Here is a 23,736-nt window from a genome sequence, read left to right as displayed (position 1 = left end):
GATCAACCGCCGACCAGGCGGGGATAGAACAGCGTTTCGTGCGCGGTCGGATCGAATGACTTGATGCGGGTAACTTCACCGGGTCCGGTACGATAGGCGGCGGTGAAGCCCGCTCCGGTCAGCTCACGAAAGCGCCGTTCGGCTCGCGCCAGCGCTTCGGCATTGTCAGGATCAAACTCGTGGCGCGTGTCGCCAGTCTGGTCCATCACGATCTGGGTAGCCATATTGAGTCTCCTCATGCCAGCCCTGCCCCCGATCAAAGCAAACCTCGTGCCGTCAGTTCCTTAACGCAAGAACTTTCTCGTGCGCGGCCGAGCCTTCATGCGGCCTCAACGCAACGCGGCCGCCCCTCCTCCCTCGTCGATCTGCCGTCCCATCAGGGCGATTGCCTTCTGATAGACGCCGGCAGCATTCCAAGCCTCGATAGCGGCAAAATTCGGTTCGCCCGGCTGGTAACCGGCTCCTGCGCGCCAGCCATGAGCTTTCAGGAAATTCGCCGTCGAGTTCAGCGCATTGGCGGCAACCTCGAGATTGCCGATGCCGTAGGCCAGGATGTTCTTGGGCATGAACTGGGTCTGGCCGACCTCACCGTGCATGGAGCCGCGGGTCGCGCCCGACAGCGTGCCGCGGTCGATCAGCTTGAGGGCGGCATAGAGCTGGTCGGTGAAGAATTCGGGACGGCGGCAGTCATAGGCAAGGGTCGCGATCGACGACAGCATGTTCTGGTTGCCGCGCTGGCTGCCGAACCCGGTCTCCATGCCCCAGATCGCGATCAGCGGCCCGGGCGGGACGCCGTAGCGCTGCTGGATCGAGGCGAACAAGGCGGCCTGCGACTGCTTGAGCTGCCGCCCCTTGGCCACGATGGTGGTGGCGCCGCGCTTGGCGAGGAACTGGTCGAGCGTCAGCGAGAAGCTGCGCTGGCCGCGGTCGGCCGCAATCGTGGCACCGGCGTAATTGGTCTGCATCAGCGCCGCGAGCGCGGTTTGTCCGACGCCCTTGCCCTGCGCCTCCGCGCTGAATTCGCGCTTCCAGGCCTCAAAGCCCGCCGGCGAGCTGCCGCATTGCGCGGCCTCGGCCATGGATATCAGGGACATGGGCGCCAGCGAGAGAAGCAGCGCTGCAGCGCCGATCATGGCCGTCGCAACGGTCCTGCTCTTGGTCATTCCCTGGTCCTCTCACATAAACGTGCGCGACCGGCTCGCGCGGGCCCATGATCCTACGTCGGCCCTGATCGCTCAAGCCCCATCCGGTGCAACCTGTGCCTTGACACCGGGGCAGCCGCCTACCCTTCGCCGTCGCGGCCGAGCAGGAAATCCACCATGATGTCCTGGTGCTGCTCGTACATGTCCGTACCGGTCCCGGTCACGCAGCCGACCCTGCGGGCGGCCGCGACGAAGGGCGAGACTTCAGGCTTTGTGATGACGCAGCCGCAATAGGCCGTCGGCGCAAGCCGCGCGACATCGACCGGCAGCGGATCGCCCTCCTTCATCCCGGCGGGTGTCGCATTGGCGACGAAATCGAAGCCCGCGGGATCCCCGGTGCCGACCCGCACGGGCGTTCCGCCGCGCCCGTTGAGCCGGCCGATCAGTGCGTCGCGGCGCTCGGGCGCGCTGTCATGAATCGCGAGATCGCTCACGCCGGCCTCGACCAGCGCAAGCGCAATCGCCGATCCTGCGCCGCCGGCGCCGACCAGCAGCGCCCGCATGCCCCGGGGATCGATCCCCTTCGCCCGCGCCGCACCGATGAAGCCGAGGCCGTCCACCATGTCGCCATGCCATGAGCGGTCGGCGCGCCGGCGCATCAGGTTCGCGGTGCGCAGGAAATGTGCGCGCTCGGTCGCACTGACGCAGGCCTGGTAGCAGGCAAATTTGTGCGGGATGGTCACGACGATGCCGTCGAGGTTCTTCAGCCGCGTTGCCACCGAGAGGAAATCCGGCAAATCCGCTGGCGCGACCTGAACCGGCACGAGAATGCCGTCATGGCCGCGCGCGGCGAAGGCGGCTGTCACGCCTGCCGGCGAGCGCACCTGCGCGATGGGATCGCCGACAATGACGTAGAGCCGCGTCGCGCCTGATAGACCCGGGATCATGCCGTTGAAGCCGGAACCTGAGAGCCGCCCGCCTCGGTCCCCTCAGTCAATTCCAGGCCATCCAGATTGCCTTCCTTGCGCCATTTGTCGAGCAGCCGCAGGAACGCCACCGGCCCGCGCCAGTACTGGCTGTTTCGTGCCGCGATCGGATCGAACACGCCCTCGTTGTTGTAATAGCCCGGCGTGCACTCGGCCAGATAGGTCTGGCGGCCGAGCGCGGCCTTGACGACTTCGTCGACCCAGGCGTTCTCGGCGGCGAGCGTCGGCTCCAGCGTCCGCGCCTTGCGCTTGCGCACTTCTGCGATCACATAGGCGATGTGCTGCGACTGCTCGTCGATGATGTGCGGAAAATTGGCGCTCTGGCCGGCCTGCACCGTGACGATCAGGAAGCAATTCGGGAAGCCGCGGCTGTAGAAGCCATGCAGCGTCTTGACGCCATCGCGCCATCGCTCGGACAGGCTCACGCCGTCGCGGCCGTAAACCTCGAAGCCCATGCGGCGGGCATAGTCAGTGCCGACCTCGAAGCCGCTGGCATAGATCAGGCAGTCGAGCTCATAGGCCTTGCCGTCGACCACGACGGCGTTCCCGGTGATGCGCTCGACGCCCTGCCCTTTGGTGTCGACCAGATGCACGTTGGGACGATTGAAGGTGTCGAGATATTCGTCGTGGAAGCATGGGCGCTTGCAGAACGCCTTGTACCAGGGCTTGAGCGCCGCCGCGGCTGCTTCGTCCATCACAACGGTATCGACGCGCGCGCGGATCTCTTCCATCTTGCGATAGTCGGCCTGCTCGATGACCTTCAGCGCCTCTTCGAGCGAGGTCACCGGCTGCGGCTGGCGGCGCGGCGCCAGCAGGATCTCGCCAAGCAGGCCGGTCCAGCCGTCCTGCACCAGATCCCGTTCGAACGGCTCGCCGGAGATGACCGCGGTGAAATTGTCCATGCGCTCGCGCTGCCAGCCGGGCTCGAGGCTCTGCGCCCAGCTTGCGTCCGTCGGACGGTCGTCGCGCACGCCGATCGCCGATGGCGTGCGCTGGAAGACATAGAGCTCTTTCGCCGAGCGGCCGAGATGCGGCACGCATTGCACGGCGGTCGCGCCGGTGCCGATGATGCCGACGCGCTTGTCGGCGAGAGCGGTGAGACCGCCTTCAGCCGTGCCGCCGGTGTAGCCATAATCCCAGCGGCTGGTGTGGAAGCTGTGTCCCCTAAAGGTCTCGATGCCGGGAATACCCGGCAGCTTTGGACGGCTCAGCGGGCCACCGGCGAGAATGACGAAGCGCGCGCGGATGCAATCGCCACGATCGGTCTCGACCAGCCAGCGTCCCTCCTGCTCCTGCCATTCCATCCGCGAGATGATCGTCTGAAACAACGCGCGCTCGTAGAGGCCGAAGTGACGGCCGATGCGGCGAGAGTGTTCGTAGATCTCGGGCGCGCGCGCATATTTACGCACCGGCATGTAGCCGGTCTCTTCCAGCAACGGCAGATAGATGTAGCTCTCGGTATCGCAGGCCGCACCGGGATAACGATTCCAGTACCAGGTGCCGCCGAAATCGGCGGCCTTTTCCACGATACGAAAATCCTCGATGCCGGCCTCGCGCAGGCGCGCGCCGCAGAGCAGGCCGCCGAAGCCGCCGCCGACGATGAGAACTTCGGTCTGTTCGCTGACAGCTGCGCGCGCAAATCCGGGATCGGCCCAGGGATCGTCGAGGTAGCGGCCGAAATCGCCTGCGACCTCGACATATTGCGCCTTGCCCTCGGCGCGCAAACGCCGGTCGCGCTCGTCGCGATAGCGCGCGCGGAGTGCGGAAATATCGACCGTAGATTCGCCGGCTGCACCGGTCTTGTGTCTTTCCGCTGACATCCATGTCCTCCACGGCGAACGCTGCCTCGGATCAGTTAGCCCCGAAAAAGTGACGCATGCAATCGCGTCGCTCGCTTTTTGCGTGAACGCCGCATGACGTTCCGCTAACCTCACGCGCAAATCACAACATATGCCACGCAACGACGTGGGGATCCGGAGGAGACCATGCAGGGATTGATGATGGATATGCCGCTCCTGATCAGCGGCCTGATCCAGTATGCCGCGGACTATCACGGCGAAGCCGAGATCGTCGCGCGCGAGATCGAGGGCGACATCCATCGCTACACCTACGCCGACGCCCATCCACGCATCAAGCGCATGGCGCTGGCTCTGAAGCGGCTCGGCATGAGGCAAGGCGACCGCGTCGGCACCCTGGCCTGGAATACGCACCGGCATTTCGAGATGTTCTATGCCGCGCCCGGCATGGGCTATGTGCTGCACACCATCAATCCGCGGCTGTTCCCCGAGCAGCTCGTCTACATCATCAATCACGCCGAGGACCGGCTGCTGTTCATCGACCGCGCCACGCTGCCGCTGGTCGAGGCGATCGCGCCGCAGCTGAAGACGATCGAAGCCTTCGTCGTGATGTCCTCGCGCGAGCGGATGCCGGAGACCAGGCTTGCGAACGTGCATTGCTATGAGGATCTCCTCGCCAGCGAGAACGACGGCGGTTTCGCCTGGCCGGAGTTCGACGAAAAATCCGCCTCCACCATCTGTTACACGTCGGGCACGACCGGCAACCCCAAGGGCGTGATCTACTCGCACCGCGCCGCGATCCTGCAGACCATGACCTGCTGCAATTTCGACTTCCTGCCGGGACATCTCGAAGGCGTACGCGAAGTCATGATGCCGATGGCGCCGCTCTTCCACGGCAACGGCTGGAACATGCCGTTCACCGCGCCTTACACGGGATCGAAGCTGGTGCTACCCGGCCGCAACTATGAGCCCGACAAGCTCTATGAACTGCTCGAAGGCGAGAAGGTGACGCTGTCGGCGGGCGTGCCGAGCTTCTGGCTGATCCTGCTCGATTGGCTGGGTCGCACCGGCAATAAATTCTCGACGCTGCGCGCGACGCTGTCGTCCGGCTCGGCGCCGCCGCGCGCGATGGTCGAGAAGCTCAAGCGCGACTATGACATCGACTACGTCCAGGCCTGGGGCATGACCGAGGCCCTGGGCTGCTCGATGCCGGGCTTGCGGCCCGGCTCCGAGCATCTCGGCGACAAGGAGAAATTCGACCGGCGCCAGGTGTCGGGCCGCGCCTGCTTCGGCACCGCCTTGCGCATCGTCGACGACGGCGGCAACGAGCTGCCGCGCGACGGCAAGACCGTCGGCCATCTGCGCGCGCGTGGGCCATGGGTCGCCTCGGGCTATATGAAGCTCGACGAAGGCCTCGACCGTGATGGCTGGCTGATCACCGGCGACATGGCGATGATCGACAGCCAAGGCCACGTCACGCTGACCGATCGCTCCAAGGATGTGATCAAGTCCGGCGGCGAATGGATCTCCTCGATCCAGCTCGAGGACGTCGCCTTGTCCCACCCCGACGTGCTGCAAGCCGCCGTGGTCGCGATCAACCATGAGAAATGGCAGGAGCGTCCGCTGCTCCTCGTCGTCCGCAGGAAGGGCGCGACCGTCGACGGCAAGACCCTGCTCGACCACATGCGCCCGAAGATCGCGAGCTGGTGGATGCCCGACGCCGTCGAATTCCTGGACGAGTTTCCGATGACCGGCACCGGCAAGGTGCTCAAATCCGCGCTGCGCGAGAAGTTCAGGGAGTACCGCGTCGCCTGAAGTACGCGCACCCTGCGTGCGCGGTCTTCATCTTTTGGTAGATTCGACGGCGATATATCGAGGTGTCGCTAACTCCAGGGATCGAGGACAGCATGGCGTTTTCCGGATTGGGCCTGCATCTCGGCAATCTGTCGCGCCTGTCGAATGCGCAGACGCGCTCGATCAGCCCCGAGAATTTCACCGGCGAGAAGGGCAAGGGCGGCATGTCCGTCGACGGGCCCGCCGCACGCCAGGCTCGCGATCTCGGCCAGGGCTGGAAGATCTCGCCCTACGTCGTCATCGAGCCCGGCGCTACCTTTACGCTCGGCGACATTCAGGGCCAGGGCGCGATCCAGCAGATCTGGATGACGCTGGCGCGCGGGCGCCTTCGTCACTCGATCCTGCGCATCTACTGGGACGACCAAACGCTGCCAAGCGTGGAATGCCCGGCCGGCGATTTCTTCGCCTGCGGATGGGAGGAGTTCGCGCAGGTGTCCTCGCTCGCGGTCTGCGTCAATCCCGGCCGCGCCTTCAACTGCTACTGGGAGATGCCGTTCCGCAAGCGCGCGCGCTTCACGCTGGAGAACCGCAGCGAGGAGCAGCTCACCGTCTACTACCAGATCAACTATGCGCTCACCGAGGTGCCCGAGGACTGCGCCTATTTCCATGCGCAATTCCGGCGTACCAACCCGCTGCCGTACAAGGAGGTCTACACCATCCTCGATGGCGTCAGCGGTGCGGGCCATTATGTCGGCACTTATATGGCCTGGGGCGTCAACAACAACGGCTGGTGGGGCGAAGGCGAGATCAAGTTCTTCATCGACGGCGACGGTGCATTTCCGACCATCTGCGGCACCGGCACCGAAGATTATTTCTGCGGCGCCTATAATTTCGATCCCTATGTCGCGCATGCCGGCCAGGGTCCGGCGCAACAATCCCGCTACCAGGAATTCACCACGCCCTATGCCGGCCTGCCGCAGGTGATCCGTCCCGATGGTGCCTACAAGTCGCAGCAACGCTTCGGCCTGTACCGCTGGCACATCCCCGATCCCGTGCGCTTCCGCTCCGATCTGCGCGTGACGATCCAGGCGCTGGGCTGGCTGCCGGGCGTCAAGGAGGCGAAGTATCTTCCATTGCAGGACGACATCGCCTCGGTCGCGTTCTGGTACCAGACGCTGCCGACCCCGCCCTTCCCGACATTGCCCGGCCCGGATTATCTCGAAATCGGCTAGCCGCCCTTCCCTGCGCTCCCAGCATTTTGCGCCGCCCGGACGTCGTGAAGATCGTCCGGGCGGCGCCTTCGTGTTCGGCGCCGGCTACCAGGAATACTGGAGCCCCACCCGTCCAAGGGCGCGCACGTCGCTCCACAACTGCGCCGGAAGCGCCACGCCAAACTCCGTCGCGGTCCGGTTGGACGTGGACGTCAAGCTGCCGCGATCGAGACCGAACGCGATGCCCATGGTCAGAGACAGGTTTCCCTGGATCCTGATCATTCCGACCACACCGGCGGCATGCTGCCCGTCGAAGACGGCCCAGTGCGTCGAGATCGCATAGTTGGTCCCGTCGGGCAGGAACGGATTGACGAGCGAAGTCGCCATGGCCGTTCCCGTCGCTGCACGGGTAATCTGGCGTGCGAGATCGAACTGGCTCTGCACCGTCTGCCCCGCGTTCACGCAGGTGTCAGTACCCGGTATGTAGAAGAAGTTGGCACCGTAGACCGAGCAGATCTTTTCGTACTCGACCGCAGCATGGCCGGGCGTCGGGATCGCCAGAACCAGAGCGGCAGTCGCAAGGATAGCGCGCAGGTGACGTCGGAAGACGTCTCGTGCCGCGTTGATTTGCTTCCACATGTTTGTCTCCAATCAGTGACGTTGACGCGGCTCAGTAACGAGCAACGATGGCATCGCCGTTGAAGCGGTAGTTCACGCCGAGCTTCACGAGATGAAGGTCGTGGTCGACGTTCTGGGTGCTGATCCGTGTGCTCAGCGCGATCGCGGCCGGACCGAAATACAGGTAGTCGTACTCCAGTCGCGCCGAGAGATTGCTCGTCAGCGCGTATTCAAGGCCGACGCCGCCGGTCAAGCCGGTCCGCTGGTGGTTCACGTCGAGCGGAGCAACCGTGCCGACATAGGCCTGGTAGGCGACATTGGCCCAGGCAACGCCGCCTTTGGCGTAAGCCAGTACGTTATCAAACGCGTAGCCGATGCGACCGGTGCCCGTCGCCATCGCCTGGTACGACACTGAAAGCCCGGACAAGATGGGGTTCGCGGGATCGAACGGACGATTGCCCTTCATCGACGCCCAGGAAAGATCGAGCTCGGCACCGACCACGATGTTGTCGAACTGCCAGTTGGCGCCAACCTGCGCACCTGCGAGCGCGCCCTTTGTGTCCATCGTGAAGCGATCTTGCGCGAATGCGAAGCTCGGGTCGACGAGCCGGCTGCTGCCCATGCCATAACCGCCATGAGCACCAATGTAGAAGCCGTTCCAGAGCGGCACCGGAGCGACGACCGGAGCCTTCACGGTCATGTCGGCCGCGTTCGCGGATGTGGCGGTGAGCGGCATGGCCGCGAGAAGCGGCGTGACGGCAGCAACGCAGGAGAGGAAGCGGCGCGCCGATCGCGAGAGAGAGATTGTCATGGGATGGTCTTTCAAATGTCAGAATGAATTTTAGGAGCGAGCGTCGCGTGCATCACCAGGCGTACATGAACCCCGCGCGGCCGAGGCCACGGACGTCACTCCACGATTGCGCCGGGATCGCCGTGCCGAATTCCGTCTGCGTGCGGTTGGTGAGGGACGTGAGGCTTCCCTTGTCGAGGCCGAGCGAGAAGCCGCCCGAGAACACGAAATTGCCGGAGACCCGCATCAGGCCCGAGAAGCCCGCGGCGTGCTGGCCGTCATAGGTCGCCCAGTGGGTCGAGACTGCGTAGTTGGTACCGGTCGGAAGCCACGGCGCGACGAGCGACGCGGCCATCGCGGTGCCGGTCGAAGCGCGGGTCTGCGCACGCGCGAGATCGAACTGGTTCGTCGCGATCTGGTTGGCGTTGGTGCAGGTGTCGGTGCCCGGAATGTAGAAGAAGCCGGCGCCGTACAAGGAGCAGACCTTGACGTACTCGACTGGAGCGGCGGCGTGGCTTGGTGCGGCGATCATGGCGCCGAGGCCGGCGGTGACGACTGCGGCGATCTTGGACATGGTGGACATGATGTTGTCTCCGAGGATTTCTGTTGAATGTTGTTTCGATGTGCCGGGGAATTAACGCGGGAGGCCGCCGTCGCCGTTGAAACGGACGTTGATGCCGGCCTTCACCACCTGGACGAAATGCTTGATCTCGGAGGTCGTGTCCTGGCTCACCCAATGCAGCGTTTCGGTGGGGAGAAAGATCGCGTTGTATTCGACCTTGGCGGAGACGTTGCGCAAGAAGGCCACTTCCAGGCCGACGCCGCCGACGGCACCGAACAGCTCGCGGTTGTAGTTGGTCATCTCCGGGGTGAACCGCGACGAAAGCTCCATGCGGGCATAGGCGGCACCGCCCTTGGCATAGGCGAGCCATTGGCCCGATGCGTAGCCGACACGGCCCGTCGCGGTCGCGAGGGCGGTGTAGCCGACCCCGTTGGTGGTGCTCGACGTGAGAAGGGGCGAGGTGCTGGTGTTGCCCTTCACGAAGGACCAGGAGCCGTCGACCTCGGCACCAAGGACATAGTTGCCCAGCTGCCAATTGTAGCCGAGCTGCCCGCCCGCGAGCGGTCCGTTGTAGTAGGCAGAGAACGGATTGTTGGCGGGGCTGTTGAGGGGATCGCGAAACTCCGACTTCCCCCATCCCCAGCCGCCATGGACACCGGCGTAGAATCCAGACCAGGAGACGACGGGTGCAGGCAGCGGACCGCCGGCGAAAGCAGGTGAAGTGATAATCGCGCTCACCGCTGCAACGGTGGCGGCGAGTCTGATGCGGTGAGTTACGGAACGTCCTGATTGCGTGTGCATGTCGATGTCCATTTCCTTTTCGAATTCAAGATTGATATTCTTATATTTCTCTATTTTAGATTGTGCCTTGAGACGCAACGTTTGGATCAAGCCCTTGCTTGCTTTTGAACGAACGAAACCGGCGACCGCGCAGCTTGCGGATCGACGGGACGGACTACCGGTTGTTGGAAGAACCCGCGCGCAGTCTAGGACAATGCGCTCCGCGTCCTATCGACTGGCGAACTAGGGGCGCGCGATCCGTAAGGATGTGCTTCCGTAGTCCCCTTGTGTTGTCATGACTGCTGCCCCCACTTTTGATTGAGGCCGATCTTAGGCACGACCTTTCGGATTGCCAGTCGCGTCAAAGTCACAGTTGCTGATTGTTTCCCACGCGCTTCTCATTCGGTGCACAAACGCAAGACAACGCATGAATGGGCGTCAATATCGCTACGCAACAGGTGAGCCCTGACGCGATTTGCGCAGAGCCGCGCCGATGAAAATGCGATGAGGCAAGCGCCGCTATCGCCGACTCGATTCTGATGCAGGCCGGCCCCGCGTGCAGGCGCTGCTTGATCTACAGGAGGTCCAGATGCTCTACCCGATGTCGCCCAAAGTCGTCGAGCTCAAGCGCAAGCTCGAAAGTTTCATGGATCGGCACATCTATCCGAACGAGGAGCGCTTCTATCGCGAAGCGGAAGAGCTCGGACCGTGGAAGGTCTATCCCGTTGTCGAGGAGCTGAAGCCGCTGGCGCGCGCCGAAGGTCTCTGGAATTTGTTCCTGCCGGAGTCCGGCCACGGCGCGGGTCTCACCAATCTCGAATATGCCCCGCTCTGCGAGGTGATGGGGCGCACGCATCTGGCGCCCGAAGTGTTCAACTGCTCGGCGCCCGACACAGGCAACATGGAGGTGCTGGAGCGCTATGGCACGGAGCAGGACAAGGAGCGCTGGCTGAAGCCGCTGCTCGCTGGCGAAATCCGCTCCTGTTTCGCCATGACCGAGCCCGCGGTCGCATCATCCGATGCGACGAACATCGAAAGCTCGATCGTGCGCGACGGCGACCATTACGTCATCAAAACGGGCGGAAATGGTACACGACCAACGCGACCGACCCGCGCTGCAAGATCTGCATCTTCATGGGCAAGACCGATCCGGACAATCCCGACCGCCACAAGCAGCAATCCATGATCCTGGTGCCGATGGACACGCCGGGCATCGAGGTCAAGCGTCCGCTGCCCGTGTTCGGCTTCTACGGCGTGCCCGACCGCGCTTCCGAGGTCGTCTTCACCAATGTGCGCGTGCCCAAGGAGAACATGCTGCTGGGCGAAGGCCGCGGCTTCGAGATCGCACAGGGCCGCCTCGGCCCCGGCCGCATCCATCACTGCATGCGGCTGATCGGCCTTGCCGAGCGTACGCTGGAAAAGATGTGCCGCCGCGTGCGCAGCCGCGTCGCCTTCGGCAAGCCGGTCTCGGAGCAGACCGTGACGCAGGAGCGAATCGCGGAAGCCCGCATCATGATCGAGCAAGCCCGGCTGCTGACGCTCAACGCCGCCTATGCGATGGACACCGTCGGCAACAAGGTCGCGAAGGCCGAGATCGCGATGATCAAGGTCGCCGTGCCCAACATGGCCTGCCAGATCATCGACTGGGCCATCCAGGCGCACGGCGGCGGCGGCACCTCGAACGATTTCGGTCTGACCCAGGCCTACGCGACCGCGCGCCTGCTGCGGCTTGCCGATGGGCCGGATGAGGTGCACCGAAACCAGATCGCGCGGTTCGAGCTGAAGAAATACTCGAATGCCTGAGCAGACGCTGGTTCGTCAGTCCCGAGCGGAACGCCTGAGCGTCGAAGTCTAATCGATGCTTGGCGGCTCCTGGATGGGTGCAGAGACATTTTGCTTCGAAATCGCTTCGAGCATCGCTCCGAAAATGATGATCGGCAGATAGAACGCAAGCATGATCGTATTCCTCCTGCTGTGACAACCTTGGCCTGCAGGACCAGGTTCCTCAAATTGACACTCGCCCGCCTCGGAACAATTTCGTCGCTTACCTAGCTACCGACGAAACCGAGTCGCAGGCAGTATCAGGAACGCATCGCGTCAATTGCATGGGCGATCAGAACGACTGCGCTCGCGGCAATGAGAAACACAAACAACCAGCTCATGTCCGCCTCCGATCCCGGAAGTGAACGCGGTCATCCATGCACAGTCAAAAACCATCGGTCTGGAACCGCTATTCAACGGCTGGCTGATGCTTCGCAGCAACATTTGCGTCCGCTGTCGGCTCTATCGGCAGAATGCCAGAAGAAGCAACGCACCGACGACGCAGGCTGCCAGGACTAAAAACCAAACGCCCATACGGTCCCCCGACTCACACAAGCGCGTCAGGATTAGCCCTGCGATTTGGCATTGAAACGCCTGTTGGCGGTTTTCCCCAAGCCAGGCGCGATCCATGGGCTCGTTGCGTTAGTCCAATACCTCTACCGTCGCGGAGCGGCCGGCGACGAGCGAGATGGTGTCGGGGACATTGTCCAACGCGATGCGCACGGGGACGCGCTGGGCGAGCCGCACCCAACTGAAGGTCGGGTTGACATTGGCAAGCAGGTTCGCGCCCTCAGCGCGGTCGCGGTCCTCAATGCCGGCGGCGATGCTCTCGACATGGCCCGACAGCGTGACCGTTTCGCCCATCAGGCGGACCCGCACCTTGTCGCCGGTGCGGATGCGCGCGAGCTTTGTCTCTTCGAAATAACCCTCCACGTGCAACGTATCCGTGTCGACCAGCGCCATCACGCCCTTGCCGGCCGTGACGTAAGCACCGGGACGCAGATCCATATTGGTGATGACACCGTTCACGGAGGCGTGGACCTCGCTGCGATCGAGGTTGAGCTGGGCGACCGCGCGGTCGGCGACGGCCTGATCGAACGCCGCCTTGGCCTGGAGCTGGGTGGCCAACACCTGCTCCTGCTTCTGCTGCGATACCGCATCGGTGGTCAGCGCGCTGTAGCGCTTCAAATCGGAATTGGCCTGGTCGAGCGTGGCCTGATGACCCGCCACGGATGCATCGGCTTGCCGCAAGGCCAGCGCGAAACGTTCGCGATCAATCCGGAACAGCACATCGCCGCGATGGACTTTCTGGTTGTCCTTGACCAGCACCTCCGTGACGAACCCGGAGACGTCAGGCGCGACCTGCACCACATCGGCGCGGACGCGACCGTCGCGGGTCCAGGGCTGCTCCATGTAATAGACCCAAAGTTCACGGCCGACCGCGAGCGCGGCGACGACGGCGACAACGGTCAGCGCAAGGCGGCCAAACCAGGCGAAATTCCCCTTCATGGCAAAAACTCCGAGAGATAGACGACGCCGCCGAGAAGACAGACGAAAATCGCGAAATCGAACAGCGCACGGTGCCAGACCAGCCGGTAGAGGTCGAAGCGCTGCATGAGCCGGCGCAGGATCGCGCTCAGGACATAGGCGACGATGATCCACAGCAGCAGCGCCGGCACGAGCACGCCATAGATGTCGATCACGTATCTCATGCGGCAACACTCGCGCCTGTACGCGGCCGGTAGGCCGGTGCGTCCGGGAACAGGCCGCGGCGGATGCCGACGAGGCCGATCAGAGCGTCTTCGCGCGCGCGGTCATTGGAATCCGTCACCGCCTTGGCCAGCGCCCGATCGACGCTGGTCAACAGCTCGGTCGGCATTCCTCCACCGGCATGGTTGCGGCAAGCGATCGCGAGCTGATCAAGCATGTCGTCGATGACGGCAATAGTGGTTGCGGCAAGCCCATAGCGGGCGCGGCGCAGGTCGATGATATTGATCCCGATTCGAAGCTGCACGAGGCTATCGGCATCGTGGCGATCGCTCTCGGTGAGGAAGGCGATGCGCTGCACCAGCAGCCCGAGCCGATGCAGCATGAGGCCCGCAAACTCTGCCCGATCATGCTTGCCGCGGCGCTCGGCAGCGACCGCGAGCGTCTTCCAGCTCGACAGCACCAGGCGATGGGCGACCCACTCCGCGCCCACGCCGCGCGCGATCCGCGTCACGAGCTCGGCGATGACGACGCCGACGAAGAAGGCGACCGCAGAATTGGCATAGGATGCGAAGTCGGCGCTGTAGGTCGATTGCAGCGCCAGCAGCGTGGCCGTGTTGGCCGCGAGCGCCATGCCTGTTCCCGCCGTTGCCGGCCGTCCGATCAGGAAGCCGTAGAGCAGAAAGGTCGGCGCCAGCGCGACGATCAGAACCTCAATATGGGAGATCGCGGGCACCAGCGCGAACAGATAGATCGCGACGACCACGATGGCGACCAGCGACCACAGGCCGAAACTGCGGATGAAACGTGCGGGCTCGTCCTGCGCGGCAAAGAAGGAGCACGCGACCGCCGCCATCATCGGCGCCGAGGCGCCGTCCGGCCAGCCGGTCCCGATCCAGAACGCGCAGCAGATCAGGATGGCGGTGGCCGCGCCGACCGCCGACCACAAGGCAAGGCCGCGGTCGCGATGGCGCACCGGCGCGGCGCCGGCCTCGGAACGGAAGGCCAGGTCGAGCGTCGAAACATTGCGGCTCTCGGCGATGGCCTCGCTGAGCACGCGGCAGTCGCGCGAGAGGTCGACCAGCTCGCGCAGCCGCAACAGCAGGCTCGTGGTGATGATCCGCTCCCATGAGGCGCTGTCATCGAGCACCGCCTGTCGCTCTGCGATCGCGGCGCGGATCGGCTCGGCAGGTTGCCGCGCGCCGACATCGCTCGCAATCCATTGCGCAAGATCCTCCAGCAGCCGCTTCAGCTCGGGCTGCCGGCGCAACGCCTCCTCCCCCAGCGCTGCCAGCCGATCCTCCAGCGAGGCGATCACCGGCAACAGCATCAGCATGCGCAGCCGGATCTCGCCGAGGCCAGTCACCGCATTGCGATCGGTCAGCCGGTCATACGCAAGATGAGTGGAAAGCGTGTCGATCTCGACGATGTCGGTCGCAAGCTTGAGTCGCCTGCCACGGCGCGTTTCACTCGTTCCCTGGCGAAGCAGCACCGCCTGGCTCAGGCGCTGCGCATCCGACAGCCAGGCGTCGACGCGATTGGCGACGGCTGGCGCGACGCTGCGGGGAAAGACGATGGTGGAGACGAGGCTCGCGCAGATGATGCCGAGGGAAATCTCCTCCACCCGCGCAATGGCGGTATCGAAGATGGCGCCGGGCTCCGAGACCGAGGGAAACCCGATCAATGCGACCGTGTATCCCGCCAGCATGAAGACGTAGCTGCGCGGCGTGCCATCGAGCAGCGACAGATAGAGGCAGAGTCCGACCCAGAGCGCGATCGCGAGGCAAAGCAATTCCGGCGCATCGATCAGGTTCGGCACCAGCGCCACCGTCATGGCGGCGCCGACCAGCGTGCCCATGACGCGGAAGAACGCTTTTGAGCTGGTCGCGCCCGCCAGCGGCTGCGAGGTGATGTAGACGGTCGCCATCGCCCAATAGGGCCGCGGCAAGTCCATGGCGAATGCGATGACGAGCGCCAGCATCGACGCGGCAAACGTCTTCAACGCAAAAATGACGTCCGCGTGGCGGACCAGGAACGGCTCGTCTGCGCGCATGCTATTTCGTCTCTGGACCGGTCTTGGTGTCCTGCAGGCGACTGGCCCGCTGCTCGATGCGCTGAAGAGTTTCGAAGGTTATCGCAAGTTCGTCCGCGCCGATATCCTTGAGCAGGCTCGCCCGTATCCGGCGCAGCACCCGGTTGGTCTCTTCGACCTTCGCCTCGCCCGCTTTGGTCAGATGTAACGTTTTGGCACGGCGGTCGCTCGGATCCTCGCGACGTTCAACCAGCCCTTCGGCCTCGAGCAGATCGATCAACCGGACCAGCGACGGCCCCTCGATGCCGAGCTCGTCGGCGAGCACGCCCTGTCGCACGTTCTCGCCCTGCCGCGACAGCACCAGCAGCGGAATCGCGGTCGCATAGGACAGGCCGTGATCGGACAGCGCCTGATCCGACTCACGGCGCCAGATGCGGGCCAGACGTGCGATGAGCCGGCCGATCTCGCCGTGGATATGCGCCTGCGAGGGAGCCATGCAATTTGATAGGACGCGAACTATTAGCTTGCAACTATATAATCCGACGTATCGCAATCGATCACGCAAATGCGAACGAGGACAACGCTGGATGGGACCGGGTTCCGCGACCGAGGCAAGGGAGACAATAGCGGGCGAGAGCACGCTGACGCTGGTCCCGACTTTCGTGGTCGTCGCTGTGGACGCCACGGGCATGGGAATCATCCTGCCGTTGCTGCCGTTCTATTCGCAGCGGCTCGGCGCGACGCCGTTCCTGCTCGGCGCGCTGATCTCGGCTTATGCCGTCTGTCAGCTCGTTGCCGGCCCCGTGGTCGGCATGCTCTCGGATCACTACGGCCGGCGGAAGGTTCTGGTCGTCAGCCAGATCGGGACTTTCATCGGCTTCATCCTGCTCGCATTGGCGGGCAACCTGACGCTGGTGTTCCTGGCGCGCATCATCGACGGCCTGACATCAGGCAACATCTCGGTCGCTCACGCCTATGCCGCCGAGCACAGCGCGCCGGCAACACGCAAGCAGGCACTCGGCATGACCAGCGGTGCGATCGGGACCGGGCTGCTGCTCGGCCCTGCTCTCTCGAGCTTCCTCGTGCACTACGGCCAGACCGCGCCGGTGTGGGCCGCGGCCGCGCTCTCGCTGATCAGCATCGTTGCGACGATCGCCCTGCTCCCGCCTGATCACCCGGCGTCCGAGCCGCTCTACCAGCATCGCGTGCCCGAGCCGACGCTGACCCGCAGCCTGCTCGGCATGCGCTATGCCTGGCGGCTGCTCGGCCTGCTCATCGTGTTCTTCTTCGTCAACTCGATGTTCCTGTCGCAGATCGGCCTGTTCCTGTCGGCGCGGTTCTCCTGGGACGGACATCCCTTCGGTGCGCGCGAGCTCGGCTGGATGTTCGCCTATGCCGGCTTCATCAACATGGTGGTTCAGGGTCTGCTCATCACGCGTGTGAGCATCATCGCGTCAGACCGCAGCATCGTGATGGCCGCGTTCGCTTGCATGGGTCTCGGATTTGCCGGACTTGCGGCCCGCGACAATGTCGGCCTGCTCGCGATCAACCTGACACTGATCATCGTCGGCACCATGTTCGCGCGCAGCACGCTGACGGCCGAGCTGTCGCGCTCGACCGCGATCAATCGTCAGGGCATGATTATGGGCCTGAACCAGTCGCTGATGTCGGGTGCGAATATCAGCGCGCCGCTCCTGAGCGGCGCGCTGATCGGTCATCGGCTGTTCGTTCCGTGGGCGCTTGCTATGGCCGCCATCGCGGCGATCGGCGCGGCGCTGGCTGGCCAGCTGCTGGATGCACCGCGGACGCGCTAGCGCCCTCGCCTCAGTTCACCACGTAGACGTCGGGATCGAAGCTCGAGCTCGGCTTCTTGAAGGCGTTGCGCAGGGCCGCCGACATCGGGACATTGTAGTTGAGGCCGTTCGGCGGCGTCGGCGATTCCAGCCAGCGCTTGTAGAGCACCTCGATCTCCGGGCTCGCGTAGAGCTCGGCGGTGGCGCGGTCGGCGAGCGCCTTGAACGGCGCGTCTTCCCGCCGCAGCATGATCCCGAAGGGCTCGGCCTTCGAAAACGTCTCTTCGCTGATCATGAACAGCGCCGGCTCCTTCGAGCGCGCAATCGCGACCGCAAGCTGGACGTCGTCGAGCGCGTAAGCCTGAGCGCGGTCGGTTTCCAGCAGCAGGAACGCTTCGGCTTGATCCACGGCCGGCATTATCCTGATGCCGAGATTTCGCTCGGTGTTGACCTTGGCAAGCTGATTCAGATTGACCGAGCCTGCCACCGCCGTGACGGCCTTGCCCTTGAGATCGTCGATCGTGTTGATCTTCGCGGCCTTCTTGGCCGCAAACCGCGTCGCGCTGAGGAAATGCGTGTTGGTGAAGGCGACCTGCTTCTGGCGGTCGGCGTTGTTTGTCGTCGCCGAGCAGTGCAGATCGAGGGTGCCGTTGACCATCAGCGGAATCCGGTTCGACGACGTCACGGCGAGGGTGTCGACGGCGATGTCGGGCATGCCGAGCTGCTTCTTCACGGCATCCACGATCTTGAGGCAGATATCCATCGCGAAACCGATCGGCTTCTGGTTGCCGTCGAGATAGCTGAAGGGAACGGACGCTTCCTGATAGCCGAGCGTGATCTTCTTGGTCTCCTTGACCTTCTGGAGCGTGCCCGACAGGTCCTCGGCTGAAGCTGCGCCCGCAAGACATGTCAGGGCCAGCATAACGGTGGGAAGACGCATCGGGGGCTCCTCAAGGGGATCAAGGGCTGCGCCGGCGCGCAGCCGCGCGTGTGATAGCCCAGAGCCGGACCAACCGCCAGACGAGGTTCCGCCTATCAGCTATCGCGGTTTTATATCGGCCGGACCTAAGGGGGGCGTGACGCCCCGCCCTATTCGCAGGTGAGCTGCTGCTCGAACCAGCCGGAAACCCGCTCCGACAGCGGCGGCCACATCCGCTGGAAATTCGAGAGCTTGCCGACATTGACGCGGTACATCGCCCGCAATTCCTGCTCGATGGCCGGTAGGTCAACGCCCATGCAGGCCCTGTCCTTCGCGATCGTCTTGCCGGCGACGACGACCTCCTTCACCAGCGACGCATTGCCCCGCGCGAACAGAAGCGCCATGGGGTCAACGGGCATGATCTGATCTCGGTCCAGCCGGTCGAGGTCGATCACGACGAAATCGGCGGGATTGCCTGCGACGAGCTCGCCGCTCCTAGGCGCGCCGGTGGCACGGCGCCCATTGCGGACAGCAAGCGCGAACAGCTCGGCCGGCGTCCAGGTCGCCTTGAAGCCGAGGCCGCCGTGGGCCATCTGCACCAGCCGCATCTCGCGCAGGATGTCGTCGTCCTCGTCCAGCGCCAACCCGTCAACGCCGACCGCGATGGCGCAGCCACATGTGTGTGCGGCGGCGATCGGGGCGAGTCCCGAGCGCAGATGCATGTTCGAGCTGAAATTGGTGACGATGCGCGCGCCGGAGGCTGCGATCATCTCCAGCTCATCGGGACGGGCGTGGATGCAGTGCGCCAGCGTCAGCCGCTCCGAGAGGAAGCCGATATCGCGCAGCCAGCGCACCATGTCCGGAAAATTCAGATCGGCCCAGGCGCGCTGGTACGTGGTCTCCAGCAGATGCATGTGGATGCGGCGGCCCGTCTGCGCCGAGTTCTCCGCCACCGCCTCCAGCAGCGGCTTCGAACACCATTGCACGCCGGCGGGTCCAAGCTGCACGTCGACCATCGGGCCGGAGATGGCGGCGGCAATCGCATCGGTCAGCTCGATATAGGCCTTCGGAGACATCGGCGCGCGAACGAAGAGGTCTTCGATGGTCTTGCGGTCATCACTGGGGAGGCCGGAGAGAATCGGCTCGGCATCGCCATAAACGATCGGATTCCGGTCCCGCACCGCGAGGGCAAATGCCACGCGGATGCCGACATCGGATGCCGCCCTCGCAATCGCCTTGGCTTCATCGAGCAACGGCATCGTCCCGCTTGGGCGGGTGTAGTGCACCATCATCGCAGCGCAACCAACCCTGGCGGAACGTGCCAGTGCGGAGGCCGCGGTCAGATAGGGATCGATGGGCGTGCCGAGCGCGGTGCGCAGGATCCAGCTTTCGAGGGGCATGCCGATCGCCCCGAAGGACGACGCGGTCGCGCGCGCATGGTCATGGGCGTTGACGAAGGCAGGAATGACGAAGGAGCGAGGCCCGCCAGCAGGCCCCGCTCCTTCAAGAATGTCGGTGATGATACCGTTATCGTGCCGCAGCACGACATTGTCGGTCACACCGAGATCAGGGCCACGGAACAGGCTGGTTGCCGCAATCTCCGTGGCCATGACCGTCTCTCCAAATTTAGTTGGCAGTATACACCAGCTCCCGCTCCGCACGCGGCGGCAGGAATTCGCGCGAGAACACCTCTGCGGGCGTCGGCGCGCGGGCGAGTTGATAGCCCTCGACCACGATGCCGATGGCGCGCGTCATGCGGTCATCCTTGATGTCGCCGATGCCGATCTCCTTCATCTCGGGCGAGACGATCAGCTTGTCGAAGGAATATTGCAGCCGGCGCTTCTCGACGGCGACGTCGATCAGATTGTCGTAGTTCAGCGCCGCCTTCATGCCGGCGTTCTGGTCCTTGGCCACCGCGATTGCGCCCTTGTTGATGGCGCGCACGAGCCCGGCCACCGCCTTCGGGTTCGACGCGATCAGCTTTTTCGAGACCATCACGCCGTTGGAGTAGAGGTCGAGGCCGTACTCACCGAACGAGAACCATTTGAAATCCTTGTCGGGGTCCTGGCGGTTGAGCACGAGGTTGAAGTAGCTGGTGATGTTGAACACGAGCGCGGCGTCGATGTCGCCCTTGATCAGCATCGGCTCCTGGAGGTTCGGGGCCATATTGGAGATCTTAATCTTCTCGCCGTCGAGCCCGTTCTTGCGGGTGAACACCGGCAACAGCCGCGTCGTCGGCGTACCCTGCGCGCCGCCCAGCGTGTGGCCTTCAAAATCCTTGATGGTGTTGATGCCGCTGGTTTTCTTGGCGACGATCGCGAACGGCGGCTGGTTCCACATCATGTAGACCATGACGGGCGCCTCCTGCGGCTTGGTCGAGGCGTTCTGAATGATGGCGTTGACGTCGCCGAAGCCGGCGTCATAGGCCCCCGACATCACGCGCGTGACGGTCGCGCCGGAGCCTTCGCCCTGGTCGATGACGACGTTGAGGCCTTCCTCTTTGAAGTAGCCGTTGTCCTTCGCGTAGAAGAATGCGGCATCGCTGCCTTGCGTCTTCCAGCCCAGCGTGAACTTGATCGTGGTTTCCTCGGCCGTGGCAGCGCCCGCGGACAGAGCCAATCCCAGCAGCGCGACTGTTACTTTTCTCAACATCAAGACCTCCTCAAGCTTCGTTGCATGACGGTTCAAGAATTCAGGTGGCGATCACGTCGTTCTTGCGCGTGGCCCAGCCGGTGACGCGCCCTTCGATCAACGAGAACACCGCGTAGAGCGCGACGCCAAGTCCGGCGAGCACGAACAGGCCGGCGAACACCAGCGGCACGTTGAAATTCGAGGACGCGGTCATCATGACGTTGCCGATGCCGCGGTTGGAGGCGACCGTCTCCGACAGCACGGCGCCGACGAAAGCGTAGGAGATCGCGACCTTCAGCGAGGCGAAGAAAAACGGCATGGTCCTGGGCAGACCGACATTCCAGAGGATGTCGAACTTGCTGGCGCCGAGCGCCTTCAATACGTCTTCGAGCTCGGGCTCGGTGGTCGCAAGGCCCGTGGCGATATTGACGACAATCGGGAAGAAACAGATCGACAGCGCGGTCAGCACCGCCGGCACCGTGCCGGAGCCGAACCACAGCACGAAGATCGGCACCACCGCGACCTTGGGGATCGAGGAGAAGCCGATCAGCAGTGGATAGCAGGTGTCATAGGCCGTCCTGGAGACGCCGATGATGGCGCCGAGGGCTACACCCAGCGCAACGCCGAGGACGAAGCCGAACATGGTGGTCGCGAGCGTCTGCACGATGTGCGGCCACAGCACCGGGAAGCGCTGGAACAGCGTGACAAAAACCTGCGACGGCCGCGGCAGCACCAGGTCCGACATGCCCGTCATCAGGCAGAACAGCTCCCAGGCGACGAAGAACAGCACGATCAGCCCCGCAGACCACGCCTTCTGCCTGACATCGATCCCGAACATCAGCCTGTCCCCTGTTGGGCCGCACTGCGCGCATCCTCGATGAAGGCGCGCAGCTTCTGGTTCAGCGCGACGAAATCCGGCTCGAAGGTCATTGCGACGGTGCGCGGCCGCGCGAATTCAACTCGGCTGTCGTCGAGGATGCGGCCGGGACGCGCGCTCATCACGCAGATGCGGCTGGCGAGGAAGCCGGCCTCGCGCAAATCATGCGTCACCAGCAGCACCGTCGGCTTGTGCGTCATCCAGAGGTTCTGGAGGATCGCCCACAGCTCCTCGCGGGTGAACTGGTCGAGCGCGCCGAACGGCTCATCCAGCAGCAACATGCGCGGCTCGTGGATCAGCGCGCGGCAGAGATTGGCGCGCTGGAGCATGCCGCCGGAGAGTTGCCAGGGATAACGACTGCCGAATCCCCTAAGCCCGACCTGCTCCAGCAGGGCGTTGGCCTTGTCGCGAAACTCGGTCTTGCGCAGCTTGCGGAAGTTCGAGCGGAACGGCTCGACGATCTTCAGCGGCAACATGATGTTCCGCTCGATCGTCATCCACGGCAGCATGGTCGGGTTCTGAAAGGCCATGCCGACCCGCAGCGCCCGCGCCGCGACCTCGCGGCCGCCGACAATGACGACGCCGCTGGTCGGCTGCACCAGGCCAGAGACGAGGCGCAAAATGGTCGATTTGCCGCATCCGGATGGGCCGACCAGTGCGACAAACTCACCGTCGGCGATCCGCAACGTCGTCTTCGACAGAGCCGGCACGGCGCGGTCGCCGCGCCCGAAGGTCACGGAGGCCTCGGACAGCTCGATGGCGACAGGGCCGGAGCCTTCGGGAACGGGCTGGCCGTCAAATTGAGCGTTGGGTTGCATGCGCATCACAGCCAAAGTGTATGCAAGCTAGGTGCCAGTCGGTCGTCCTCGCAAAATCAATGATTTGGCCAAACTCCCCGCCGGATGGCCGGATTCGATTTAGGCAATACGGCCGCAAAACTGCATGCAATTGGAGCGCTGGATTGGACTAAGCCTGTGCTAAAGAGAGGTTTCGACTCTCCCCGCAAGGATTCGCCAATGGCGGCGCGCACCACCAGCAAGACCTCTGAATCATCGGACAAGGTCAGCGCGATCTGCCGCGCGCTCAGGCGCGCGATCATCGAGCAGGCGCTGGAACCCGGTGCAAAGCTGCCCGAGGATGCGCTCGGCGAACGTTTCGGCGTCAGCCGCACCATTGCGCGCCACGCGCTGGGGCAGCTTGCTGCCGAAGGTCTCGTCGAGCTCCGCCGCAACCGGATCGCGGTGGTGGCAACGCCGAGCTGGCAGGAGGCGCGCGATGCCTTCGACATCCGCATCCAGCTCGAGGGCCTTGTGGTCCGCCAGCTCGCGGGCAAGCTGAGCAAGAGCCAGATCGCCGAGCTGAATGCCCATGTCGATGCCGAGGACCGCGCGCGCGGTGGCACGGACGCGGTTTCGATCCGGCTCGCCACCGAATTCCACATCCTGCTCGCGCACATGACCAACAGCCCGATCCTGGTGCGCTATGTCAGCGAGGTCGCCTATCGCTGCTGCCTGACGCTGTCGCTCTACAGCCGACCGCATTCCACCGAATGCGCGATCAACGAGCACCGCGCCATCATCGCATCGCTCGCCAAGGGCGACGAAGCCAAGGTGATGCAATTGATGCATCATCATCTGGATTCCGTGGCCAATCGTGCATTGGTGGCCCCCACCCCGCAACGTGGCCGCGACCTGCTCGATATTCTCGCGCCTTATGCGGATGAAGTGACGAGCGACCGCGTCGTCAAGCTGCCGAAAGTGGCCCGCAGGGGTTAGGCCTCAATCCCGCGCTGGACCAGGATCCGCTCGGCGCTGTCGTTCCAGACGTCCATCTTCACGATCTGCCCGCCCCGCACGACGAAGCGATCGACATAGCGATTGCCCTCGAACGGCGTGCCGTCCATCCACTCGCCATAGAGCGTGCCAACGCTGTAGACCACGGTCTCGTCCGCGCCCGGACAGACGTCGAACCGGTCCATCTTCTTCTTGACCCAGCTATAGCGTTTTGCGTTGAAGCCGGTCGGGCCGCGCGGATGATCGAACTCGCGCCCGCCGGTAAACGTGATCACCGTGCCCGGCTTCATATAGGCCGCAGCCGCATCGGGATCGGGTATCATCGAGGCGGTGAGATAGGCCTCCACGATCTCGGCGTCGGTCATCGGGCGTTCGGCTTTTGCGGGGGCGGACATGGCGGGCTCTCCGAGGTGCCGGCATTCTACAGTTCACGCCCCAAAGTGCATGCACATTTTTTGAACAATTTGGTGGCATAACTGCACAC

Annotated in this window: 22 protein-coding genes and 1 pseudogene; 5 read left to right on the top strand and 18 right to left on the bottom strand. The window is 64.0% G+C overall.

Annotation, left to right across the window (positions count from 1 at the left end; genetic code table 11):
- Positions 1–2 precede the first annotated feature (2 nt).
- From AB7245_RS18990 to AB7245_RS18975, 4 genes are all read right to left on the bottom strand, one after another.
- On the bottom strand, positions 3–224 hold the full coding sequence (locus tag AB7245_RS18990) for a hypothetical protein (RefSeq protein ID WP_028146622.1): 222 nt from the start codon (positions 222–224) through the stop codon (positions 3–5).
- A gap of 105 nt (positions 225–329) precedes the next feature.
- On the bottom strand, positions 330–1,163 hold the full coding sequence (locus AB7245_RS18985) for a lytic murein transglycosylase (RefSeq protein WP_439034630.1): 834 nt from the start codon (positions 1,161–1,163) through the stop codon (positions 330–332).
- 119 nt (positions 1,164–1,282) lie between these two features.
- Positions 1,283–2,089 (bottom strand): shikimate dehydrogenase family protein, encoded by an 807-nt coding sequence (locus AB7245_RS18980; RefSeq protein ID WP_439034629.1) that lies wholly within the window; start codon positions 2,087–2,089, stop codon positions 1,283–1,285.
- Positions 2,086–3,948, bottom strand: a complete 1,863-nt coding sequence (locus AB7245_RS18975) for a flavin-containing monooxygenase (RefSeq protein ID WP_439034628.1) — start codon at positions 3,946–3,948, stop codon at positions 2,086–2,088. Before AB7245_RS18975 ends, AB7245_RS18980 begins: the two co-directional genes overlap by 4 nt.
- Before the next feature lie 165 nt (positions 3,949–4,113).
- On the opposite strand from AB7245_RS18975, the gene AB7245_RS18970 reads away from it, so the two are divergent.
- Complete coding sequence (locus AB7245_RS18970) at positions 4,114–5,739, top strand: long-chain fatty acid--CoA ligase (protein WP_439034627.1); 1,626 nt, start codon at positions 4,114–4,116, stop codon at positions 5,737–5,739.
- 92 nt (positions 5,740–5,831) lie between these two features.
- Positions 5,832–6,950, top strand: coding sequence for a glycoside hydrolase family 172 protein (locus AB7245_RS18965; protein ID WP_439034626.1), 1,119 nt, complete (start codon positions 5,832–5,834; stop codon positions 6,948–6,950).
- Between the two features lie 84 nt (positions 6,951–7,034).
- On the opposite strand, the gene AB7245_RS18960 is transcribed toward AB7245_RS18965, so the two are convergent.
- Genes AB7245_RS18960 through AB7245_RS18945 form a run of 4 tightly spaced genes read right to left on the bottom strand, consistent with a single transcriptional unit; the run spans position 7,035 to position 9,700 of the window.
- Positions 7,035–7,568 carry a porin gene (locus tag AB7245_RS18960; RefSeq protein ID WP_439034625.1) on the bottom strand — a complete coding sequence of 178 codons (534 nt, stop codon included), beginning with the start codon at positions 7,566–7,568 and terminating at the stop codon, positions 7,035–7,037.
- A gap of 31 nt (positions 7,569–7,599) precedes the next feature.
- Complete coding sequence (locus tag AB7245_RS18955; protein WP_439034624.1) at positions 7,600–8,358, bottom strand: outer membrane protein; 759 nt, start codon at positions 8,356–8,358, stop codon at positions 7,600–7,602.
- 52 nt (positions 8,359–8,410) lie between these two features.
- Positions 8,411–8,920 carry a porin gene (locus AB7245_RS18950; protein ID WP_085404777.1) on the bottom strand — a complete coding sequence of 170 codons (510 nt, stop codon included), beginning with the start codon at positions 8,918–8,920 and terminating at the stop codon, positions 8,411–8,413.
- Between the two features lie 51 nt (positions 8,921–8,971).
- Positions 8,972–9,700: an outer membrane protein gene (locus tag AB7245_RS18945; protein WP_439034623.1), complete on the bottom strand. Its 729-nt coding sequence runs from the start codon at positions 9,698–9,700 to the stop codon at positions 8,972–8,974.
- A gap of 568 nt (positions 9,701–10,268) precedes the next feature.
- On the opposite strand from AB7245_RS18945, the pseudogene AB7245_RS18940 reads away from it, so the two are divergent.
- A pseudogene (locus tag AB7245_RS18940) lies at positions 10,269–11,482 on the top strand (acyl-CoA dehydrogenase family protein).
- A 660-nt stretch (positions 11,483–12,142) separates the two neighbouring features.
- Here the strand turns inward: AB7245_RS18940 and AB7245_RS18935 are convergent.
- The 4 genes from AB7245_RS18935 to AB7245_RS18920 are packed head-to-tail and all read right to left on the bottom strand — an operon-like array spanning position 12,143 to position 15,735.
- Positions 12,143–13,009 (bottom strand): efflux RND transporter periplasmic adaptor subunit, encoded by an 867-nt coding sequence (locus AB7245_RS18935; RefSeq protein ID WP_439034622.1) that lies wholly within the window; start codon positions 13,007–13,009, stop codon positions 12,143–12,145.
- Positions 13,006–13,212: a DUF1656 domain-containing protein gene (locus AB7245_RS18930; protein WP_028146630.1), complete on the bottom strand. Its 207-nt coding sequence runs from the start codon at positions 13,210–13,212 to the stop codon at positions 13,006–13,008. Before AB7245_RS18930 ends, AB7245_RS18935 begins: the two co-directional genes overlap by 4 nt.
- Positions 13,209–15,260: an FUSC family protein gene (locus AB7245_RS18925; RefSeq protein ID WP_439034621.1), complete on the bottom strand. Its 2,052-nt coding sequence runs from the start codon at positions 15,258–15,260 to the stop codon at positions 13,209–13,211. The genes AB7245_RS18930 and AB7245_RS18925 overlap by 4 nt, the downstream gene beginning before the upstream one ends.
- A gap of 1 nt (position 15,261) precedes the next feature.
- The gene (locus AB7245_RS18920) at positions 15,262–15,735 is read right to left on the bottom strand and encodes a MarR family winged helix-turn-helix transcriptional regulator (protein WP_439034620.1); all 474 of its coding nucleotides are present in this window, start codon (positions 15,733–15,735) and stop codon (positions 15,262–15,264) included.
- Between the two features lie 91 nt (positions 15,736–15,826).
- Between AB7245_RS18920 and AB7245_RS18915 the strand changes: the two genes are divergently transcribed.
- A complete protein-coding gene (locus tag AB7245_RS18915; protein ID WP_439034619.1) occupies positions 15,827–17,053 on the top strand; it encodes an MFS transporter in 1,227 nt (408 codons plus the stop codon).
- A gap of 10 nt (positions 17,054–17,063) precedes the next feature.
- Here AB7245_RS18915 and AB7245_RS18910 read toward each other — a convergent pair whose 3' ends face one another.
- From AB7245_RS18910 to AB7245_RS18890, 5 genes are all read right to left on the bottom strand, one after another.
- Complete coding sequence (locus AB7245_RS18910) at positions 17,064–17,972, bottom strand: amino acid ABC transporter substrate-binding protein (protein ID WP_439034618.1); 909 nt, start codon at positions 17,970–17,972, stop codon at positions 17,064–17,066.
- A 149-nt stretch (positions 17,973–18,121) separates the two neighbouring features.
- Positions 18,122–19,561 carry an amidohydrolase family protein gene (locus AB7245_RS18905; RefSeq protein ID WP_439034617.1) on the bottom strand — a complete coding sequence of 480 codons (1,440 nt, stop codon included), beginning with the start codon at positions 19,559–19,561 and terminating at the stop codon, positions 18,122–18,124.
- 16 nt (positions 19,562–19,577) lie between these two features.
- Positions 19,578–20,603 carry an ABC transporter substrate-binding protein gene (locus AB7245_RS18900; RefSeq protein ID WP_439034616.1) on the bottom strand — a complete coding sequence of 342 codons (1,026 nt, stop codon included), beginning with the start codon at positions 20,601–20,603 and terminating at the stop codon, positions 19,578–19,580.
- Positions 20,604–20,643: 40 nt separating this feature from the next.
- On the bottom strand, positions 20,644–21,420 hold the full coding sequence (locus tag AB7245_RS18895) for an ABC transporter permease (RefSeq protein WP_014496070.1): 777 nt from the start codon (positions 21,418–21,420) through the stop codon (positions 20,644–20,646).
- Positions 21,420–22,277 carry an ABC transporter ATP-binding protein gene (locus AB7245_RS18890; RefSeq protein ID WP_039157079.1) on the bottom strand — a complete coding sequence of 286 codons (858 nt, stop codon included), beginning with the start codon at positions 22,275–22,277 and terminating at the stop codon, positions 21,420–21,422. The genes AB7245_RS18895 and AB7245_RS18890 overlap by 1 nt, the downstream gene beginning before the upstream one ends.
- Positions 22,278–22,475: 198 nt before the next feature.
- Here AB7245_RS18890 and AB7245_RS18885 point away from each other — a divergent pair, with 198 nt between their 5' ends.
- Positions 22,476–23,234, top strand: a complete 759-nt coding sequence (locus tag AB7245_RS18885; RefSeq protein WP_439034615.1) for a GntR family transcriptional regulator — start codon at positions 22,476–22,478, stop codon at positions 23,232–23,234.
- Here the strand turns inward: AB7245_RS18885 and AB7245_RS18880 are convergent.
- Positions 23,231–23,647, bottom strand: a complete 417-nt coding sequence (locus tag AB7245_RS18880; protein ID WP_439034614.1) for a nuclear transport factor 2 family protein — start codon at positions 23,645–23,647, stop codon at positions 23,231–23,233. The two genes, AB7245_RS18885 and AB7245_RS18880, sit on opposite strands and share 4 nt — an antisense overlap.
- Positions 23,648–23,736 lie beyond the last annotated feature (89 nt).

The organism is Bradyrhizobium sp. 604_D8_N2_3 (assembly GCF_051810765.1).
Taxonomy (GTDB): domain Bacteria; phylum Pseudomonadota; class Alphaproteobacteria; order Rhizobiales; family Xanthobacteraceae; genus Bradyrhizobium; species Bradyrhizobium barranii.
This window is presented reverse-complemented; position numbering and strand designations above follow the sequence as displayed.

Coding starts and splice junctions, on each gene's coding strand:
- AB7245_RS18990 (WP_028146622.1), bottom strand. CDS start 224: ATGGCTACCCAGATCGTGATGGACCAGACTGGCGACACGCGCCACGAG.
- AB7245_RS18985 (WP_439034630.1), bottom strand. CDS start 1,163: ATGACCAAGAGCAGGACCGTTGCGACGGCCATGATCGGCGCTGCAGCG.
- AB7245_RS18980 (WP_439034629.1), bottom strand. CDS start 2,089: ATGATCCCGGGTCTATCAGGCGCGACGCGGCTCTACGTCATTGTCGGC.
- AB7245_RS18975 (WP_439034628.1), bottom strand. CDS start 3,948: ATGTCAGCGGAAAGACACAAGACCGGTGCAGCCGGCGAATCTACGGTC.
- AB7245_RS18970 (WP_439034627.1), top strand. CDS start 4,114: ATGCAGGGATTGATGATGGATATGCCGCTCCTGATCAGCGGCCTGATC.
- AB7245_RS18965 (WP_439034626.1), top strand. CDS start 5,832: ATGGCGTTTTCCGGATTGGGCCTGCATCTCGGCAATCTGTCGCGCCTG.
- AB7245_RS18960 (WP_439034625.1), bottom strand. CDS start 7,568: ATGTGGAAGCAAATCAACGCGGCACGAGACGTCTTCCGACGTCACCTG.
- AB7245_RS18955 (WP_439034624.1), bottom strand. CDS start 8,358: ATGACAATCTCTCTCTCGCGATCGGCGCGCCGCTTCCTCTCCTGCGTT.
- AB7245_RS18950 (WP_085404777.1), bottom strand. CDS start 8,920: ATGTCCACCATGTCCAAGATCGCCGCAGTCGTCACCGCCGGCCTCGGC.
- AB7245_RS18945 (WP_439034623.1), bottom strand. CDS start 9,700: ATGCACACGCAATCAGGACGTTCCGTAACTCACCGCATCAGACTCGCC.
- AB7245_RS18935 (WP_439034622.1), bottom strand. CDS start 13,009: ATGAAGGGGAATTTCGCCTGGTTTGGCCGCCTTGCGCTGACCGTTGTC.
- AB7245_RS18930 (WP_028146630.1), bottom strand. CDS start 13,212: ATGAGATACGTGATCGACATCTATGGCGTGCTCGTGCCGGCGCTGCTG.
- AB7245_RS18925 (WP_439034621.1), bottom strand. CDS start 15,260: ATGCGCGCAGACGAGCCGTTCCTGGTCCGCCACGCGGACGTCATTTTT.
- AB7245_RS18920 (WP_439034620.1), bottom strand. CDS start 15,735: ATGGCTCCCTCGCAGGCGCATATCCACGGCGAGATCGGCCGGCTCATC.
- AB7245_RS18915 (WP_439034619.1), top strand. CDS start 15,827: ATGGGACCGGGTTCCGCGACCGAGGCAAGGGAGACAATAGCGGGCGAG.
- AB7245_RS18910 (WP_439034618.1), bottom strand. CDS start 17,972: ATGCGTCTTCCCACCGTTATGCTGGCCCTGACATGTCTTGCGGGCGCA.
- AB7245_RS18905 (WP_439034617.1), bottom strand. CDS start 19,561: ATGGCCACGGAGATTGCGGCAACCAGCCTGTTCCGTGGCCCTGATCTC.
- AB7245_RS18900 (WP_439034616.1), bottom strand. CDS start 20,603: ATGTTGAGAAAAGTAACAGTCGCGCTGCTGGGATTGGCTCTGTCCGCG.
- AB7245_RS18895 (WP_014496070.1), bottom strand. CDS start 21,420: ATGTTCGGGATCGATGTCAGGCAGAAGGCGTGGTCTGCGGGGCTGATC.
- AB7245_RS18890 (WP_039157079.1), bottom strand. CDS start 22,277: ATGCAACCCAACGCTCAATTTGACGGCCAGCCCGTTCCCGAAGGCTCC.
- AB7245_RS18885 (WP_439034615.1), top strand. CDS start 22,476: ATGGCGGCGCGCACCACCAGCAAGACCTCTGAATCATCGGACAAGGTC.
- AB7245_RS18880 (WP_439034614.1), bottom strand. CDS start 23,647: ATGTCCGCCCCCGCAAAAGCCGAACGCCCGATGACCGACGCCGAGATC.